This is a genomic window from Pseudoroseomonas ludipueritiae, assembly GCF_014490445.1.
Lineage (GTDB): Bacteria > Pseudomonadota > Alphaproteobacteria > Acetobacterales > Acetobacteraceae > Pseudoroseomonas > Pseudoroseomonas ludipueritiae.
Genome location: NZ_JACTUZ010000001.1, coordinates 131,649 through 147,544 on the forward strand (window position 1 = coordinate 131,649; position 15,896 = coordinate 147,544).

A 15,896-nucleotide genomic window follows, 5' to 3' on the forward strand; every position below is an offset into this window, starting at 1 on the left:
CGCATGGCCACCCGCATCCTGATCGACCACCGGGCCGGTGGCGCCGTGTCCAACACCGATGGCGCCCCCAAGCCCCTGCGGCACCCGGAAAAGGCGCATCGGCCGGACAACCCGATCAAGCGCAAGCCGGACTGGATCCGCGTCAAGGCGCCGACGCACCCGATCTACCACGAGACGCGCAACCTGATGCGCGACAACAAGCTGGTGACGGTGTGCGAGGAAGCGGCCTGCCCGAATATCGGGGAATGCTGGTCCCAGCGTCACGCCACCATGATGATCATGGGCGAGATCTGCACCCGCGCCTGCTCCTTCTGCAACATCACCACCGGCATGCCCAAGGCACTGGACGCCGATGAGCCGCGCCGGGTCGCCGATGCGGTAGCGCAGCTTGGCCTGCGGCACGTGGTGATCACCAGCGTGGACCGGGACGACCTGAAGGATGGCGGCGCCGCGCATTTCGCCGCGGTGATCCGCGCCATCCGCATCGCGGCGCCCGAAACCACCATTGAGATCCTGACGCCCGACTTCCTGCGCAAGGACGGCGCCCTGGAAGTGGTGGTGGAAGCGCGCCCGGATGTCTTCAATCACAATCTGGAGACGGTGCCGAAGCTCTACCCGACCATCCGCCCCGGGGCGCGTTACTTCCACTCGCTGCGCCTGCTGGACCGGGTGAAGGAACTGGACCCGTCCATCTTCACCAAGTCCGGCGTGATGGTGGGCCTGGGAGAGGAGAAGATCGAGGTGCTGCAGGTGATGGACGACATGCGCAGTGCCGACATCGACTTCCTGACGATCGGCCAATACTTGCAGCCCACGGTGAAGCACGCCGCCGTGGACCGTTTCGTCGAGCCCGCCGAATTCGAGGACTACGCCCGGCTGGCGCGCAGCAAGGGGTTCCTGTTGGTTTCCGCTACACCCCTCACCCGCTCCTCCTACCATGCGGACCGGGATTTCGCGGCCTTGCGCGATGCGCGGAACGCCAAGTTGCAGGCCATCACCCGGATCAGCGCGGTCTGATGCCGACCCATGCCGAGAAGCGCATCCTGCGCTATACGCCCGATCAGCTGTTTGATCTGGTGGCGGATGTGCGCCGCTACCCGGAGTTCCTGCCCTGGTGTGTGGGGGCCCGCGTCGTCAGCCAAACCGAGACGGAGCTGGTGGCCGACCTGACCATCGGCTTCAAGCTGTTCCGGGAGACCTTCCGCTCCCGCGTGCAGCTCGACCGCCCGCATGAGGTGCGGGTGAAGTACGAGAACGGCCCCTTTCGCTACCTGAACAACACCTGGAAGTTCACTCCGGTGCAGGGCGGCACGGAGGTGGACTTCTTTGTCGATTTCGAGTTCCGCAGCGCCCTGCTACAGGCCGTGATCGGTGTGGTGTTCAATGAAGCCGTGCGCCTGATGGTCCGCAGCTTCGAACGGCGGGCCATGATGCTCTATGGCCGTAGTGCGCCTGCCGCGCAGGCCACAACGGCGCCGAAGCCCTCGACAGGAGCCTGAGCCTTGCCGGGCTGCAGGGAAGAGGCGAGGATGGCGGTGCCATGCTGAAATACCTCTTCCTCTGCGGCTTTTTTGCCTTCGGCCTCTACTGGGTGGAACCGCATGTGCGCGTTATGCGCGAGACGGTCTCCTGGTTGAACTGGCTGCCAGCCTATGACGCCGCTTTCTGGGGTTATCTCGGCGTGGCGCTCATGATCGGGACCGTCATCACGGGCCTTATCTTCCTCGCAAAAACCGCGCTCTACATGTGGCGCGAGATGTCCGACTGATCCGCTCCGGGCCGGCCGGGCCGGCCCTTGCCGCACCCGCGCAAAGGTTTCCGCCCCATGGTCCATGCTCCCGCCCGCCCTCCTGCCGGCGCGCCGCCTGTCCGTATCAATCTCTATTCCGATACCCAGACCCGCCCGACCGCCGCGATGCGGGAGGCCATGATGGCCGCCGAGGTGGGTGACGAGCAGTTCGGCGACGACCCCACCGTCAATGAACTCTGCGACCGCATGGCGGCTCTGATGGGCAAGGAGGCGGCGATGTTCCTGCCCTCCGGCACCATGTGCAATGTCGTCGCCATCCTCACGCATTGCCGCCCTGGTGAGGAAGTGCTGGCGCATGAGACGGCGCATATCCTTTCCAGCGAAGGCGGCGTGCACGCGGCGCTGGCTGGTGTGCAGATCAACCCGCTGCAGGGCGCGCGTGGCATGTTCAGCGCGGAGACGCTGCGCGCCGCCATCCGCCCCGCCACCCGCTACGCTCCGCCGCAGCGGCTGTTGGAAGTGGAACAGACCGCCAATATCGGCGGCGGCGGCGTGTGGCCGCAGACGGAACTGGATGCCGTGGTGGCCGTGGCGCGGGAACAGGGCTGGTCCACCCACATGGACGGTGCCCGGCTGATGAATGCCGTCGTCGCCTCCGGCATTCCGGCCGCCGAGATGGTGGCGGGCTTCGATTCGGTCTGGCTGGACTTCACCAAGGGCCTGGGCGCGCCGCTGGGCGCGGTATTGGCGGGGTCGGAGGAATTCATCGGCAACGCCTGGCGCTGGAAGCAGCGGCTCGGTGGCTCGATGCGTCAGGCCGGCATCTGCGCCGCCGCCTGCATCCATGCGCTGGACCACCACATCGACCGGCTGGCCGAGGATCACGCCAATGCCAAGGCGCTGGCCCGCGGCCTGCGCCAGATCCCCGGCATGGCGGTGGAGGAGCCCGACACTAACCTGGTCTTCTTCGACCCGGCCGGCGCCGGCATTAACGCCACCAAGCTGGTGGCGACGCTGCGGATGCAGGGCATCCAGATCTCGATGCTGGGCGGGCGCATCCGCGCCTGCCTGCATCTCGACGTGACCGCGGCCATGGTCGATGAGACCCTGGCCACGATCCGGGAAGCGGTCGCGGCCGCTTAACCCTTCGCCAGCCGCGCCAGCAGCCGCGCATGGCTGCGGGCGCCGCTGTGCAGGCAGGACAGCTCGAACTTCTCGTTCGGGCTGTGCACCTGGTCGTCATCCAGGCCGAAGCCCATCAGCAGGCTGTCCAGCCCGAGGATACGCTTGAAGCTCTCCACCACCGGGATGGAGCCACCGCCGCCGGCCAGCACGGGTGGCTTGCCGAATTCCTCCTCCAGCGCCAGCCGCGCCGCCGCCAGATGGGGCGAATCAGTCGGGATGGAGAGACCTGGGGTGCTGGCGAAGCATTGCAGCTCGAAGCTGGCATCGGCCGGGATGCGCTCCTGCACGAACTGGCGGATGCCCTCGATGATCTTCTCCGGCTCCTGGCCCGGCACCAGGCGACAGGAGAGCTTGGCATGGCCCTCGCAGGCGATGACGGTCTTGGACCCCTCGCCCATGTAGCCGCCCCAGATGCCGTTGACGTCGGCGGTCGGCCGCGCCCAGAGACGCTCCAGCGCGCCCCGCCCCTTCTCGCCACCCGGCACGGACAAGCCGTTCTGGCCCAGGAAGGCGGCCTCGTCGAAGTTTAGAGCCTCCCAATCGGCGCGCTGGTTGGGGCCGGGCTCGATCACGCCATCATAGAAGCCGGGGATCTTGATGCGGCCGTTCTCGTCCTTCAGGTCGCCCAGCACGCGCGTCAGGATGTTGAGCGCATTGCCGGCGGAATTGCCGTAGAGGCCGGAATGCAGGTCGCGGCTGCCAACGCGCAGGTCGATCTGCGTATAGACCATGCCGCGCAGGCTGACGGTCAGGGCCGGCACGCCCGGCGCCCACATATTGGTGTCGCTGACCACGATCACGTCGGCGGCCAGCAGATCCTTCTCGGCTTTCAGCACGGCATCGAGGTTGGGGCTGCCCACCTCTTCCTCGCCTTCCACCAGCACCGTCACACGCACGGGCGGGCCGCCGGCCACCTTGTTCCAGGCGCGCAGGGCGGAGAGCCAGGTCAGGCACTGGCCCTTGTCGTCCACCGCGCCACGCGCCACCAGGCGCTTGCCGCGCGGACCATCCACGATGGCGGGCTCGAAGGGCGGGCTGGTCCAGAGCTCCAGCGGCTCCGGCGGCTGCACGTCGTAATGGCCGTAGATCAGCACATGCGGCGCATCCGGGCCTGGGCCAGGATGCGTGGCGAGGACGACAGGATGCGTCGGCGTTTCGCGCAGCCCGACGGAGAAGCCAAGGGCCTCAAGCTGGCTGCCCATCCAGGTCGCGGCGCGGCGGCAATCCGGCGCATGGGCGGGCTGGGCGCTGATGCTGGGGATGCGCAGCCACTCGATAAGGCTGGCTTCCGTTTCGGCCCGCGCCGCGTCCAGCGCGGCGAGGACCTGATCGAGATGATGATTCGGCATGGTAAGGCCGAGTGTCGCGCCGGGCCCAACCCGGCGCAAGCCTGCCTCAGACCGCCGCGGCGATGCCCAGGAAGTCACCCGCCACCAGGCTGGCGCCACCCACCAGCGCGCCATCCACATGCGGCAGCGCCAGGATGGCCTTGGCATTGCCCGGCTTCACCGAGCCGCCGTAGAGGATGCGCAGCGTGCCGCCAGCGGAGCCGAAGCGACCTTCCAGCTCCTGGCGGATGCGGGCATGCATGGCGGCGATGTCGGCTTCGGTCGGGGTGCGGCCGGTGCCGATGGCCCAGACGGGCTCATAGGCCACCACACCGCCGGCACTGGCGAAGCCTTCCGGCAGGCTGCCGGCCAGTTGCGCGGCGACGACTGCCTCGGCTTCCCCGGCAAGGCGCTGGGCCTCGCTCTCGCCCACGCAGACCACTGGCGTCAGGCCCGCAGCCAGCGCGGCCCCGGTCTTGGCCAGCACCACGGCATCGCTTTCGCCATGGTCGGCACGGCGCTCGGAATGGCCCAGGATCACGAAGCGGGCACCGAGATCGGCCAGCATGGGGGCCGAGACATCACCGGTATGTGCGCCCTTCGGCTGGGCATGGCAGTCCTGCGCACCGAGCGCGACGGCGCTGCCGACCAGGGCTTCGGCCACGGCCGAAAGGTGCAGGAAGGGCGGACAAACCAGCAGGTCGGCAGCAGGGGCCGCGCCCGCGGCGACGCCAGCGGCCAGCTCCCGGGCCGAGGCCAGGGTTCCATGCATCTTCCAGTTACCCGCGATCAGGGGGCGCACACCAGGGGTCATCCAGGCCTTCCTTTTTTCGACAAATCGTTGCCCAAGGCGCTACCCGTGGCGGTGGCGTTTGGCAACCGTCCCCCTTTTCCCTATGGTCCGCCACACTTTCCTCTTTGCGCGGAATACGATGCTCACTGCGATGCGCCGGCTGGCCGGCACCTGGTTTGCCAAGGCTCTCTTCCTGCTGCTGATCCTGTCCTTCGGGATCTGGGGCATCGAGGACGTCGTGCGGAAATTCGGCACCGATGACGCGGTGGCCCGGGTGAACGGCGAGGCCATCGAACTGCCCGAGGCGCAGCTCGCCACGCGGCGGGAGATCGCCCGCATCCAGCGCCAGGTGGGCAGCTCCTTCGAGATCACGCCGCAACTGTCGGAGCAGGTGGCCCGCCGCGCGGTGGAGAACCTGATCATGGACCGGGTGCAGCGGCAGGAGGCCGAACGCCTGGGTGTGGTGGCGCCAGACCAGGCGGTGCAGAACTATGTCTGGAGCATCCCGGCCTTCCAGGGCACGGATGGCCGTTTCAGCCGCCTACTGCTGGACCAGTTCCTGCGCAACAACGGCCTGTCCGAGCCGGAATTCCTGGCGCTGCTGCGCGCCGACCTGCAACGGCAGCAGCTGGTGGGCGCGGTGCGCGCCGGCGCCGCCGGGCCGGATGCGCTGACCAAGCCGCTGCTGATGTGGCAGGGTGAGCGCCGGGTGGCCGAGCTGGCCATGCTGCCGCTCTCCGCCGCGCCGGAGCCCGCGGCGCCTGAGGAGGCGCAACTCCGCCGCTTCCATGAGAACAACCCCGAGCGTTTCTCGGCGCCCGAGTACCGCCGCGTGACGGTGGCGGCCCTTTCCCCCGCCACGGTGGCGGAAGAGGTGCAGCCCAGCGAGCAGGACCTGCGCGCCTCCTTCGAGGCGCACCGTGCGCAGTTCGAGACGCCGGAGCGCCGCACGCTGGAACAGGCGGTGATGCAGAGCCGCGAGGCCGCCGAGAAGATCGCCGCCGAGTGGCGCGGTGGCGCCAGCTTCGCCGATGTCGAGCAGGCCGCGCAGGCCGGCGGCGGCCAGGCCCTGACGCTGGGCACGCTGGACCGTGCCTCGCTGCCGGTGCCGGAGCTGGCGGATGCCGCCTTCGCCCTGGATGCCAATGGCGTCAGCGAGCCGGTGCAGACCGCCTTCGGCTGGCACGTGCTGAAGGTGACGGCCATCGAGCCGGGACAGTCCCGGAGTTTCGAGGAGGTGCGCGAGCAGGTGGCGGCCGACCTCCGCCGCGAGAAGGCGGCGGACCTCGCTTACGAGCGCGCCAATGAGGTGGAGGATGCCCTCGCTGGCGGCGCGACACTGGAAGAAGTGGCCCAGCGCTTCGGCCTGCCCGTCGAGAAGGTGGTGATCGATTCGCGCGGCCAGACCCAGGAGGGCACCCCCGCCAACTTGCATCTGGACGGCAGCGGACGGGATGTCGCCCTGCGTGCCATCTTCGCCGCCGAGCCTGGGCAGGCGCCGCGCCTGGCCGAGGCCGGTCAGGTTGGCCTCTTCGCCTTCGATCTGCAGGAAGTGATCCCGGCCGCCCTGAAGCCTTTCGAGCAGGTGCAGGACGAGGTTCGCGCCGCCTGGACGCGGGACGCCCGCCGCCGCAGTCAGGAAGAACGGGCGGCGGCGCTGCTCGCCGCCGTCAAGGATGGCAAGAGCCTGCAGGACGCGGCGCGCGAAGCTGGCCTCGCCACCCGCCGCGCCGGCCCCTTCCCGCGCCAGCCGGACCAGCAGGGCGCGAACAGCCCGCCGCCGGAACTGCTGGCGCCCCTCTTCGCCACGGCGCCTAATGAGGCGACCATGGCCGAAACCGCCGATGGCTTCGCTGTCGGTCAGGTCGTGGACATTGTCCGCGTCGATCCCGATGCCGATCCTCTCGGCCTCGGCCGGGTCCGCTCGGATGTCGAGCAGTCCATGCTCGGCGACCTTGAGGCCCAGTACCTTGAGGCGCTGCGCCGCAACGCCAACGTTACGATCAACCCAACCATGATGGGACAGGTTTCCGCCCGATGAACGCCCACCGCAACCTCGACTTCGCCACCTTCGCCGCTGGCCTCGCTGCCGGCCAGGGGCAGGTGCTGTGGCGGGAGAGAGTGGCGGACCTGGACACCCCTGTCGGAACCTTCCTGAAGCTGGCGGAAGGCCGCCCGAACGCTTTCCTGTTCGAGAGCGTCGAGGGTGGCGCCGCGCGCGGCCGCTATTCCGCCATTGGCATGGCGCCCGACCTGATCTGGCGCTGCCGCGACGGCCGCGCCGAGATCAACCGGCACGCCCTTTCCGCCCCTCATGCCTTCGAGCCGGTGGACAAGCCGGTGATGGAAAGCCTGGCCGAGCAGATCGAGGCCAGCCGCCTGCCGGTGCCGGCCGGGCTGCCGCCGATCGGCGCCGGCCTCTTCGGCTACCTTGGCTATGACATGGTGCGGCACATGGAAGTGCTGCCGAGCCTGAAGCCCGATGTCATCGGCATCCCGGAAGCGGTGATGATCCGCCCGACGCTGGTGCTGGCCTTCGACCATGTGCGGGACACGCTGACGCTGATCACCCCGGTCTGGCCTGGCGTGGACCCGCAGGCCGCCTGGGACGCCGCCCAGGCGCGGCTGGACGAGGCCGAGGCCGCGCTGGACCGCCCCGTGCCGCGCCCGGCGCCGCCCGCACGCCTGCCGCCGCTGGCCGAGCCTTCCTCCAACTTCACCAAGGACGAGTTCCTCTCGGTGGTGGAGCGCGCCAAGGAATACATCCGGGCCGGCGACTGCTTCCAGATCGTGCCGAGCCAGCGCTTCTCGATCCCCTTCGCGCTGCCGCCCTTCGCGCTCTACCGGGCGCTGCGGCGGATCAACCCGGCGCCCTTCCTGGTCTATTTCGACTTCGGCGGTTACGCCGCCGTGGCCGCCAGCCCGGAGATCCTGGTGCGGCTGCGGGATGGCGAGGTCACGGTGCGCCCCCTCGCCGGTACGCGCCCGCGTGGCGCGACGCCGGAGCAGGACAAGGCGCTGGAAGTCGAGCTTCTGGCCGATGAGAAGGAGCGCGCCGAGCACCTGATGCTGCTCGACCTCGGCCGCAACGACGTGGGCCGGGTGTCGGAGATCGGCACCGTGAAGGTGACGCAAAGCTTCAACATCGAGCGCTACAGCCAGGTCATGCACATCGCCAGCGAGGTGCGCGGCCGCCTGCGGGATGGGCTGACGGCGCTGGACGCGCTGTCCGCCGGCTTCCCGGCCGGTACGCTCTCCGGCGCGCCGAAGGTGCGGGCCATGCAGATCATCGAGGAGTTGGAGCCTTCCCGGCGCGGCCTTTATGCCGGCGGCATCGGCTATTTCGGTGCCGATGGCAGCATGGATACCTGCATCGCGCTGCGGATGGCGCTGGTGAAGGACGGCGTCATGCATATCCAGGCCGGCTGCGGCGTGGTGGCGGATTCCGACCCGGTGGCCGAATACGAGGAAACGAAAGCCAAGGCGCGCGGGCTGGTGCGCGCGGCGGAGGAGGCGGTGCGCTTTGCCGCCGGCGGGCGATGAGCCTCGCCGCGACCGCCCTGCCCCTCAGCCCCAAGGAACCCCGGCCATGATCCTGCTGATCGACAACTACGACAGCTTCACCTTCAACCTGTACCACTTCCTCGGCGACCTCGGCGCGCAGATCGAAGTGCGGCGGAACGACTCCCTGACGGCGCAGGAAGCGCTGGACATGAAGCCGGAAGCCATCCTGCTTTCCCCCGGCCCCTGCACGCCAAACGAGGCCGGCGTCTGCCTGCCGCTGATCGAGGCGGCCGCCGCCACCCGCACGCCGTTGATGGGCGTCTGCCTTGGCCATCAGGCCATCGGGCAGGCCTTCGGCGGCGTGGTGGAGCGGGCGCCCACCCCGGTCCATGGCAAGGTCTGGGAGATGCGGCACCGGAATACCGACCTCTTCGCCGGGCTGCCCGATCCGTTCCGCGCCACTCGCTACCACTCGCTGGTGGTGCGGCGGGAAGGACTGCCGGAGGAACTGGAGGCCACCGCCTGGACCGATGACGGCTTGATCATGGGACTGGCGCATCGGGAGTTGCCGATCTGGGGCGTGCAGTTCCACCCGGAAAGCATCGCCAGCCAGCATGGCCATGACATCCTGCGCAACTTCCTGACCATGGCCGGCGCCACCCTGCCAGCACGCAACAAGGCGGCATGATGTCTCTGAAGCCTATCCTGGCGCGCTTAGCACTGGGCGAGACACTGAGCGAGGATGAGGCCGAGGAAGCCTTTGGCATCATCATGGAAGGCGAGGCCACACCGGCGCAGATCGCCGGCCTGCTGATGGCCATGCGCGTGCGCGGCGAGACGGTGGCGGAAATGACGGGCGCCGTGCGCGCCATGCGGGCCCGCATGACGGCCATCGAGGCGCCGCCCGGCGCCATCGATCTGGTCGGCACGGGTGGCGATGGCGTTGGCACACTGAATATCTCCACAGCCGCCTCCTTTGTCGTGGCAGGCTGCGGGGTGCCGGTAGCCAAGCACGGTAACCGGGCGCTCTCCTCCAAGTCCGGCGCCTCGGACGTGCTTTCGGCGCTGGACATCAACCTGGACATGCCGATCCCGGCCCTGGCGCAGGTGCTCAAGCGCGTCGGCATGGTCTTCCTGGCGGCGCCGCGGCACCACGCGGCACTGCGCCATGCCGCAGGCCCACGCGTGGAGCTGGCGACCCGCACCATCTTCAACCTGCTGGGGCCGCTGACCAGCCCGGCGCGGGTGAAGCGGCAGATGACCGGCGCCTATGCCGCCCGCTGGCTCCGGCCCATGGCGGAGACCCTGGCTCGCACAGGCACTGAACATGCCTGGCTGGTACATGGCCAGGGCCTGGATGAGCTGACCCTGGCTGGACCCAGTGACGTGGTGGAGGTGAAGGGCGGCAGCATCCGCGAATTCACCATCACCCCGGAGGATGCCGGCCTGCCCCGCGCGCCGACTGAAGCGCTGCTCGGCGGCACCCCGGCCGAGAATGCCGCGGCGCTGGTGGCGCTGCTGCGCGGCACGCATGGCGCCTATCGGGACTGCGTGCTGCTGAACGCCGCCGCCGCCCTTGTGGTGGCGGGCGCGGAGACCGATCTGCGTGCCGCGGCCAGCCGCGCGGCGCGCGCCATCGACGAAGGCGCGGCCATGGATGTGCTGGAGCGGCTGCGCGCCGCCACCAGCGCCGCGCCCGCCGCCTGATGGCCTTCCCTGAACTTGACGCCGCGCCCTTGCCCGCGCGGGAAAGAGCACCCCGATGAACGCCCCTGTCCTGTCCGATACCTTGCTCCGAATCCTGGCTGACAAGGAGACGGAGGTTCGCACCCGCTCCGCCGCCACGTCACTGGACGAGATGGAGCGCCTAGCCCGCGACGCCGGCAAGCCGCGCGACTTCACCGGCGCCTTGTGCGGCGCCGTGGCCGAGGGGCGTATCGGGCTGATTGCCGAAGTAAAGCGCGCCTCGCCTTCCGGCGGGCTGATCCGCGACCCCTTCGAGCCCGCGACCATTGCCCGTGAATACGAGGCCGCCGGGGCTTCCTGCCTCTCGGTGCTGACCGATGCGCCCTATTTCCAGGGCTCGCCGGAGCATCTGGCGGAGGCACGCAGCGCCTGCTCCCTGCCAGTATTGCGTAAGGACTTCATGATCGACCCCTGGCAGGTCTTCGAGTCCCGGGCCATGGGCGCGGACTGCATCCTGCTGATCCTCGCCGCCCTTTCCGATGCCCAGGCGAACGAGCTGGAAGACGTGGCGCGTAGCCTGGACATGTCCGTGCTCGCCGAAGTGCATGATGAGCGGGAGCTGGAGCGCGCGCTGGGCCTGAACACCCGGCTGATCGGCATCAATAACCGCAACTTGCGCTCCCTCCGCACCGACCTCGCGACGGCTGAGCGGCTGGTGCCCAGCGTCCCGGCCGACCGGATTCCGGTGGCGGAGAGCGGCTTGCGCAACCCCGAGGATGTGCGCCGCATGGCGCATGTCGGGGCCCGCTGCATCCTGGTGGGCGAGCACCTGCTGCGGCAGCCGGACCTGACCGCCGCCGCCCGCGCCATGGTCGAGGCCTGAATGTCTAACGAAAGCGGCCTCACCCATTTCGATGCTGAGGGCAAGGCCGTGATGGTCGATGTCTCGGCCAAGCCATCCACCACCCGCGTTGCCGTCGCGCGCGGGCGGGTGGTGATGGCGCCGGCGACGCTGGAGACCATCCGGCAGGGCGGCATCGGCAAGGGTGATGTTCTGGGCGTGGCGCGGCTGGCCGGCATCATGGGTGCCAAGCGCACCGCCGAGCTGATCCCGCTCTGTCACCCCCTGCCGCTTTCCTCTGTGAAGGTGGAGCTGGTGCCGGTGGCGCCGGATGCGGTGGAGATCGAAGCCACCGCCAAGACCACCGGCCAGACCGGGGTGGAGATGGAGGCGCTGACCGCCGTCAGCGTCGCAGCCCTGACAGTCTATGACATGTGCAAGGCCATCGACCGCGGCATGCGGGTGGAGGACGTGCGGCTCGTCCGCAAGGAAGGCGGCAAATCCGGGCTCTGGGAAGCGCCCTGATGCTCTCTGTCGAGGAGGCCCGCGCCCGCATCCTCGGCGCGCTGCAGCCCGTGGGGGCCGAGACGGTCGCCCTTTCCGAAGCCTGGAACCGCGTGCTGGCCGCGCCGGTGCATGCACGCCTGACACAGCCACCGGCCGATGTCTCCGCCATGGACGGCTATGCGGTGCGGGCGGCCGATGCCACCGAGGGCGCCACGCTACGGCTGGTTGGCGCCGCCCCGGCCGGGCACCCTTTCGCTGGCTCGGTGCAAGCGGGCGAGGCCGTGCGCATCTTCACCGGCGCGGTGGTGCCGGCCGGCGCCGATGCCATCCTGTTGCAGGAAGATGCCCAGGCCAATGGCAACAGCGTCACCGTCGGAGAAACCGTGCGGGCCGGGCGCTGGATCCGCCGTGCTGGGCTGGACTTCCGCGAGGGTGAGGAACTGCTCGCCGCCGGCCGCCGGCTGACGGCGCGCGATATCGGCCTCGCCGCAGCTGGCAATCATCCGTGGCTCAGCGTGCATCGCGCGCCGCGCATCGGCATCCTGGCCACAGGCGACGAAATTTCCCTGCCGGGGGACCCGATGGCGCCGGGCGGCATCGTTTCCTCCAATGCGCATGCTCTGGCGGCGCTGGTGCACAGCGCGGGTGGCGTGCCGCTGGTGCTGCCGGTGGCACGGGATGATGTTTCGGCCATCTCCTTGGCGGCTCGCAGCGCGCGGGGCTGCGACCTCCTCGTGACTGCCGGCGGCGCCAGTGTCGGCGAGCACGACCTGGTGCAGAAGGCGCTGGGGCCAGAGGGCTTTGCGCTGGACTTCTGGAAGATCGCCATGCGGCCGGGCAAGCCCTTGATCTGGGGCCGGCTGGGCGAGACGCCGCTTCTGGGCCTGCCGGGCAATCCCGTATCGAGCCTGGTCTGTGGCATTGTCTTTCTGTTGCCCGCCATCGCGGCGCTGGCGGGCAGGCCAGGGCTGGCCGCGCCATTGCGCCATGCCAGGTTGGGCACAACCCTGCCGGAGAACGACCGCCGCGCGGACTACCTGCGCGCGACGCTTTCCACCGATGAGGAGGGCCAGCAGATCGTCACGCCCTTCCCGGTGCAGGACAGTTCCATGCTGAAGACCATGGCCAGAGCGGAAGCCTTGCTGCTCCGTGCCCCGCATGCGCCGCCGCTGGAGGCCGGTGCAACCGTGGAGATCATTACATTGGCCGATCTTGGGCTTTAGGTCGCTGAATTCAGGTTGACCAGGGCGGGAGAACTTCCGTAGAACATTTGAGACAGTTTCCGGTTTGTTCGCAGGCCGGCTCCGTTTCAAGGGAAGGTCTCCACATGCTGACGCGCAAGCAGCACGAGCTGCTGATGTTCATCGACCGGCACCTGCGCGACACTGGATTCTCCCCTTCGTTCGAGGAGATGAAGGAAGCGCTGAAGCTGCGTTCCAAGTCCGGCATCCACCGCCTGATCACGGCCTTGGAGGAGCGCGGCTTCCTGAAGCGCCGCGCGCACCGGGCGCGGGCGCTGGAAGTGCTGCGCCTGCCTGATAGCGTGGCGCCGCGTTCCGCCGAGGCCAGCGCGCGCTCGGCACCAGCCAGTGCCCCTGCCCCCAGCTTCCCGGCCAATGTGATCCGCGGCAATTTCGCGCCCAATCTCTCTGGCGTGCAGAAGGCTGCGGCGGATGCCGCGGCGGTGCACCTGCCCCTTTACGGCCGCATCGCCGCTGGTTTGCCTATCGAGGCCTTGCGCGACCAGGGCAGCAGCGTCGAGGTTCCGGCGGCGCTGCTGGCCTCGGGCGAGCATTACGCCCTGGAAGTGGCTGGTGATTCCATGACGGGCATTGGCATACTGGATGGTGACACGGTCATCATCCGCCGTGGCGAGGTCGCCGATAACGGCGATGTTGTCGTGGCCCTGGTGGACGACAGCGAAGTCACGCTGAAGAAGCTGCGCCGCAACCGCAATTCCATTGCCCTCGAAGCTGCGAATCCCGCCTATGAGACGCGCATCTTCGGGCCGGATCGCGTCAAGGTGCAGGGCAAGCTGGTGGGGCTGCTTCGCCGCTACTGACCAGCCGCCTGCTCCCAGGGGGCGCGTGGCGGCGGCGGCACCCAGGGCCGGCGCCCGCGCCAGTCGCGGTCTGATATGATCCGTGGACCATTGGCTTCCAGCCAGATGGCATGAGAACCGCTTCGCCAGACGGTGAAGCGGTCCACCTCGGCGGCGCCACGGCAACGACCGCGAATTGGCTCCGGCGAGAGCAGGACAGCCGCTTCGCCGCAATGCGCTGATGCCTGGATAGGCGGTGCCGCTTCCTTCGCCCGGGTCTTTTCGGCGCGGAGCAGCAGTGCTGCCGCACTGTTGGGCCTTGGCTGGAAGCGGCAGGCGGCTGGGGTGCAATCGAGCGTACCATCCTCTGTCCGGCCCTGGAGCGGCACCGGCACCACTTCCTCCTCCGCCCAGTTTCGAAGCCAGCTTTCCCGCACAAGGGAGGACGCGCCGCTGCCGCGCTGCAGATAAACGCCATGCGCGGTGCGGAAGGCGATCAGCCGCGCATCGGCCGAGACCAGGATATCCGGCGGTGTCATCCAGGCCGCTGAAAGGCTGCCCACCAGCATCATCGGCAGGCCCAGCAGCCGCCATGGCCTCTGCCAGAGGCAGAGCCACAGCATGCCGAGGCTGATCAGGCCGAGGCCCCAGGGCGGGATCGGCGTGGCGGAAAGCGCGGCGCCTGGCCAGCCAGCGACTGTACGGGCAACCCAGAGAATGCCCTCGACACCCCAGCCCATCGGCGCAAGCGCCAAGCCCTCCAGGCCGAAGGGCATGAGCGCCAGGGCCAGCATGCCCGCTGGCATAACGAGCACCGAGGTCAACGGAATGGCGAGAGCGTTGGCAACGACGCCGTAGATCTGCAGGCGCCCGAAGTGGTGCAAGCCATAGGGCGTGGTCGCCAGCCCGGCCAGAATGGAAGTCAGTGTCAGCCCCAGCAGCATGAGCACTGGCTTGCGCCACCACTCCTTGTGGGCACGCCAGCGTGCCATGAACGGCCCTGTCCATTCACTGCCGGCAATCAGCACCATCACAGCGGCGAAGCTCATCTGGAAGGAGGGGCCGGTAACGGCGTCGGGCTGCATCAGCAGCACCGCCACGGCGGCCAGGGCAAGCGCGCGGAGCGACAAGGCCCGGCGCCCCAGCAGAATGCCCAGCGTCACCAGCGCCGCCATGGCGAAGCTTCGCAGCATGGGCACCTGAGAGCCGGTGAGCAGCACATAGCCCAGCCCAACAACAAGACTGCCCGGGGCCGCCACGGCCTTGCCGTCACAGCGCAGGGCCAGCCAGGGCACCAGCGCCAGCAGGAAGCGCACCGCACCAAAGCTCAGCCCCATGACGATCGCGATATGCAGGCCCGATACCGAGAGCAGGTGCGCCAGGCCCGAATCTCGCATCGCTGCCATATCGGCTTCTGGAATCGCACTCTGCGAGCCGGTCAGTAGCGCCATCGATACGGCGCCGGCGCCTCCCGCGATCTCCGCGCTGACCTGCGCCCCGATGACTCCGCGCAGCCGGACGAAGGGCGATGCCGGCAGCGGCTCCCCAAGCCGTTCGGCCGCGCCGATGGCGAAGCCGGAGCCACCAAGCCCCTGGAAATAGGCGCCACGCTGGAAATCCCAGGCCCCAGGAAAGGCAGGCGGCGCAGGCTCGCGCACCAGGGCACGCACCCGGAGATGATCGCCGGGCACCGGCGTCAGAGGGTCCTTCTTGCGCAGGCGGATGCGGAGATTGCGTGGCAGGTCGGGCCCATCCGTCGAGAGGCGCGGCCTGGCCAGCGTCACCCGCACCCCCTCGGGCAGTGGATCGACCGCCTCCACAACGCCTTCAACCACCACTGCCTTGCTGGGCAGGTCGATGATGGGTGGCAGCCGCTGCGTTTGCCAGCCTGCCACGCCGAAGCCGAGTGCCACCATGCCGGCCATGCCCAAGGCCCAGGCACTTAGCGGCCGCCGGGGCACCAGAACCACCGCGCCCAGTATCAGCGCAGCGGCCCACCAGAGGGCCGAGAGGCCGGGCTCGTGCTGCAGGCTGAAATAAAGCAGGATGCCGGCGCCCATGCCGATTGGCAGCCAGAGCGGCAGGCGCTCCCATTCCGATGCCAGGATGCCATACGCCATCGAGGCTAGCCGGTGCATAAAGTCGATGCCGGGGAGATGAGCCGCCGCACTGCCAAACCGCGTGAGTGGGACCAGCGGCAGGCGCCCTGCGTTCATCATCCACATAGTTTCTCAACCTCTGCGCGCACTCTACAGCAGAGG

At 69.0% G+C, this 15,896-nt stretch carries 15 protein-coding genes; 12 read left to right on the plus strand and 3 right to left on the minus strand.

Annotated features, from left to right (window positions below; genetic code table 11):
- The first annotated feature begins 3 nt into the window (after nt 1-3).
- The 4 genes from lipA to IBL25_RS00650 are packed head-to-tail and all read left to right on the plus strand — an operon-like array spanning nt 4 to nt 2,893.
- Nucleotides 4-1,017, plus strand: coding sequence for a lipoyl synthase (gene lipA / locus IBL25_RS00635; protein ID WP_187776608.1), 1,014 nt, complete (start codon nt 4-6; stop codon nt 1,015-1,017).
- Nucleotides 1,017-1,499: a type II toxin-antitoxin system RatA family toxin gene (locus IBL25_RS00640; protein WP_187776609.1), complete on the plus strand. Its 483-nt coding sequence runs from the start codon at nt 1,017-1,019 to the stop codon at nt 1,497-1,499. Before lipA ends, IBL25_RS00640 begins: the two co-directional genes overlap by 1 nt.
- Nucleotides 1,500-1,540: 41 nt before the next feature.
- A complete protein-coding gene (locus tag IBL25_RS00645) occupies nt 1,541-1,768 on the plus strand; it encodes a hypothetical protein (protein ID WP_187776610.1) in 228 nt (75 codons plus the stop codon).
- Nucleotides 1,769-1,825: 57 nt separating this feature from the next.
- Nucleotides 1,826-2,893: a threonine aldolase family protein gene (locus tag IBL25_RS00650; RefSeq protein ID WP_187776611.1), complete on the plus strand. Its 1,068-nt coding sequence runs from the start codon at nt 1,826-1,828 to the stop codon at nt 2,891-2,893.
- Here the strand turns inward: IBL25_RS00650 and IBL25_RS00655 are convergent.
- Nucleotides 2,890-4,284 (minus strand): dipeptidase, encoded by a 1,395-nt coding sequence (locus IBL25_RS00655; protein WP_187776612.1) that lies wholly within the window; start codon nt 4,282-4,284, stop codon nt 2,890-2,892. The genes IBL25_RS00650 and IBL25_RS00655 overlap by 4 nt on opposite strands.
- 46 nt (nt 4,285-4,330) lie before the next feature.
- On the minus strand, nt 4,331-5,065 hold the full coding sequence (gene tpiA, locus IBL25_RS00660; RefSeq protein ID WP_187776720.1) for a triose-phosphate isomerase: 735 nt from the start codon (nt 5,063-5,065) through the stop codon (nt 4,331-4,333).
- A 130-nt stretch (nt 5,066-5,195) separates the two neighbouring features.
- Here tpiA and IBL25_RS00665 point away from each other — a divergent pair, with 130 nt between their 5' ends.
- The 8 genes from IBL25_RS00665 to lexA all read left to right on the plus strand — a co-directional run bounded on the left by IBL25_RS00665 (nt 5,196) and on the right by lexA (nt 13,656).
- A complete protein-coding gene (locus tag IBL25_RS00665; protein ID WP_187776613.1) occupies nt 5,196-7,097 on the plus strand; it encodes a peptidylprolyl isomerase in 1,902 nt (633 codons plus the stop codon).
- The gene (gene trpE, locus IBL25_RS00670) at nt 7,094-8,599 is read left to right on the plus strand and encodes an anthranilate synthase component I (RefSeq protein WP_187776614.1); all 1,506 of its coding nucleotides are present in this window, start codon (nt 7,094-7,096) and stop codon (nt 8,597-8,599) included. Before IBL25_RS00665 ends, trpE begins: the two co-directional genes overlap by 4 nt.
- Nucleotides 8,600-8,645: 46 nt before the next feature.
- Complete coding sequence (locus IBL25_RS00675; RefSeq protein ID WP_187776615.1) at nt 8,646-9,248, plus strand: anthranilate synthase component II; 603 nt, start codon at nt 8,646-8,648, stop codon at nt 9,246-9,248.
- Entirely contained in the window at nt 9,245-10,267 is a 1,023-nt protein-coding gene (gene trpD, locus IBL25_RS00680) for an anthranilate phosphoribosyltransferase (protein ID WP_187776616.1), read from the plus strand. Before IBL25_RS00675 ends, trpD begins: the two co-directional genes overlap by 4 nt.
- A gap of 55 nt (nt 10,268-10,322) precedes the next feature.
- Nucleotides 10,323-11,129 carry an indole-3-glycerol phosphate synthase TrpC gene (gene trpC / locus IBL25_RS00685; protein ID WP_187776617.1) on the plus strand — a complete coding sequence of 269 codons (807 nt, stop codon included), beginning with the start codon at nt 10,323-10,325 and terminating at the stop codon, nt 11,127-11,129.
- Complete coding sequence (gene moaC, locus IBL25_RS00690; protein WP_187776618.1) at nt 11,130-11,612, plus strand: cyclic pyranopterin monophosphate synthase MoaC; 483 nt, start codon at nt 11,130-11,132, stop codon at nt 11,610-11,612. It begins immediately after the preceding gene.
- Complete coding sequence (locus tag IBL25_RS00695; RefSeq protein WP_187776619.1) at nt 11,612-12,817, plus strand: molybdopterin molybdotransferase MoeA; 1,206 nt, start codon at nt 11,612-11,614, stop codon at nt 12,815-12,817. The genes moaC and IBL25_RS00695 overlap by 1 nt, the downstream gene beginning before the upstream one ends.
- Before the next feature lie 104 nt (nt 12,818-12,921).
- Nucleotides 12,922-13,656: a transcriptional repressor LexA gene (lexA, locus tag IBL25_RS00700; RefSeq protein ID WP_187776620.1), complete on the plus strand. Its 735-nt coding sequence runs from the start codon at nt 12,922-12,924 to the stop codon at nt 13,654-13,656.
- Here lexA and IBL25_RS00705 read toward each other — a convergent pair.
- Nucleotides 13,650-15,755, minus strand: a complete 2,106-nt coding sequence (locus tag IBL25_RS00705; protein ID WP_238940118.1) for a ComEC/Rec2 family competence protein — start codon at nt 15,753-15,755, stop codon at nt 13,650-13,652. The genes lexA and IBL25_RS00705 overlap by 7 nt on opposite strands.
- Between the last annotated feature and the right edge of the window lie 141 nt (nt 15,756-15,896).

Coding starts and splice junctions, on each gene's coding strand:
- IBL25_RS00645 (WP_187776610.1), top strand. CDS start 1,541: ATGCTGAAATACCTCTTCCTCTGCGGCTTTTTTGCCTTCGGCCTCTAC.
- trpD (WP_187776616.1), top strand. CDS start 9,245: ATGATGTCTCTGAAGCCTATCCTGGCGCGCTTAGCACTGGGCGAGACA.
- IBL25_RS00655 (WP_187776612.1), bottom strand. CDS start 4,284: ATGCCGAATCATCATCTCGATCAGGTCCTCGCCGCGCTGGACGCGGCG.
- IBL25_RS00665 (WP_187776613.1), top strand. CDS start 5,196: ATGCTCACTGCGATGCGCCGGCTGGCCGGCACCTGGTTTGCCAAGGCT.
- moaC (WP_187776618.1), top strand. CDS start 11,130: ATGTCTAACGAAAGCGGCCTCACCCATTTCGATGCTGAGGGCAAGGCC.
- trpE (WP_187776614.1), top strand. CDS start 7,094: ATGAACGCCCACCGCAACCTCGACTTCGCCACCTTCGCCGCTGGCCTC.
- IBL25_RS00705 (WP_238940118.1), bottom strand. CDS start 15,755: ATGGCGTATGGCATCCTGGCATCGGAATGGGAGCGCCTGCCGCTCTGG.
- IBL25_RS00640 (WP_187776609.1), top strand. CDS start 1,017: ATGCCGACCCATGCCGAGAAGCGCATCCTGCGCTATACGCCCGATCAG.
- trpC (WP_187776617.1), top strand. CDS start 10,323: ATGAACGCCCCTGTCCTGTCCGATACCTTGCTCCGAATCCTGGCTGAC.
- lipA (WP_187776608.1), top strand. CDS start 4: ATGGCCACCCGCATCCTGATCGACCACCGGGCCGGTGGCGCCGTGTCC.
- IBL25_RS00695 (WP_187776619.1), top strand. CDS start 11,612: ATGCTCTCTGTCGAGGAGGCCCGCGCCCGCATCCTCGGCGCGCTGCAG.
- IBL25_RS00650 (WP_187776611.1), top strand. CDS start 1,826: ATGGTCCATGCTCCCGCCCGCCCTCCTGCCGGCGCGCCGCCTGTCCGT.
- lexA (WP_187776620.1), top strand. CDS start 12,922: ATGCTGACGCGCAAGCAGCACGAGCTGCTGATGTTCATCGACCGGCAC.
- IBL25_RS00675 (WP_187776615.1), top strand. CDS start 8,646: ATGATCCTGCTGATCGACAACTACGACAGCTTCACCTTCAACCTGTAC.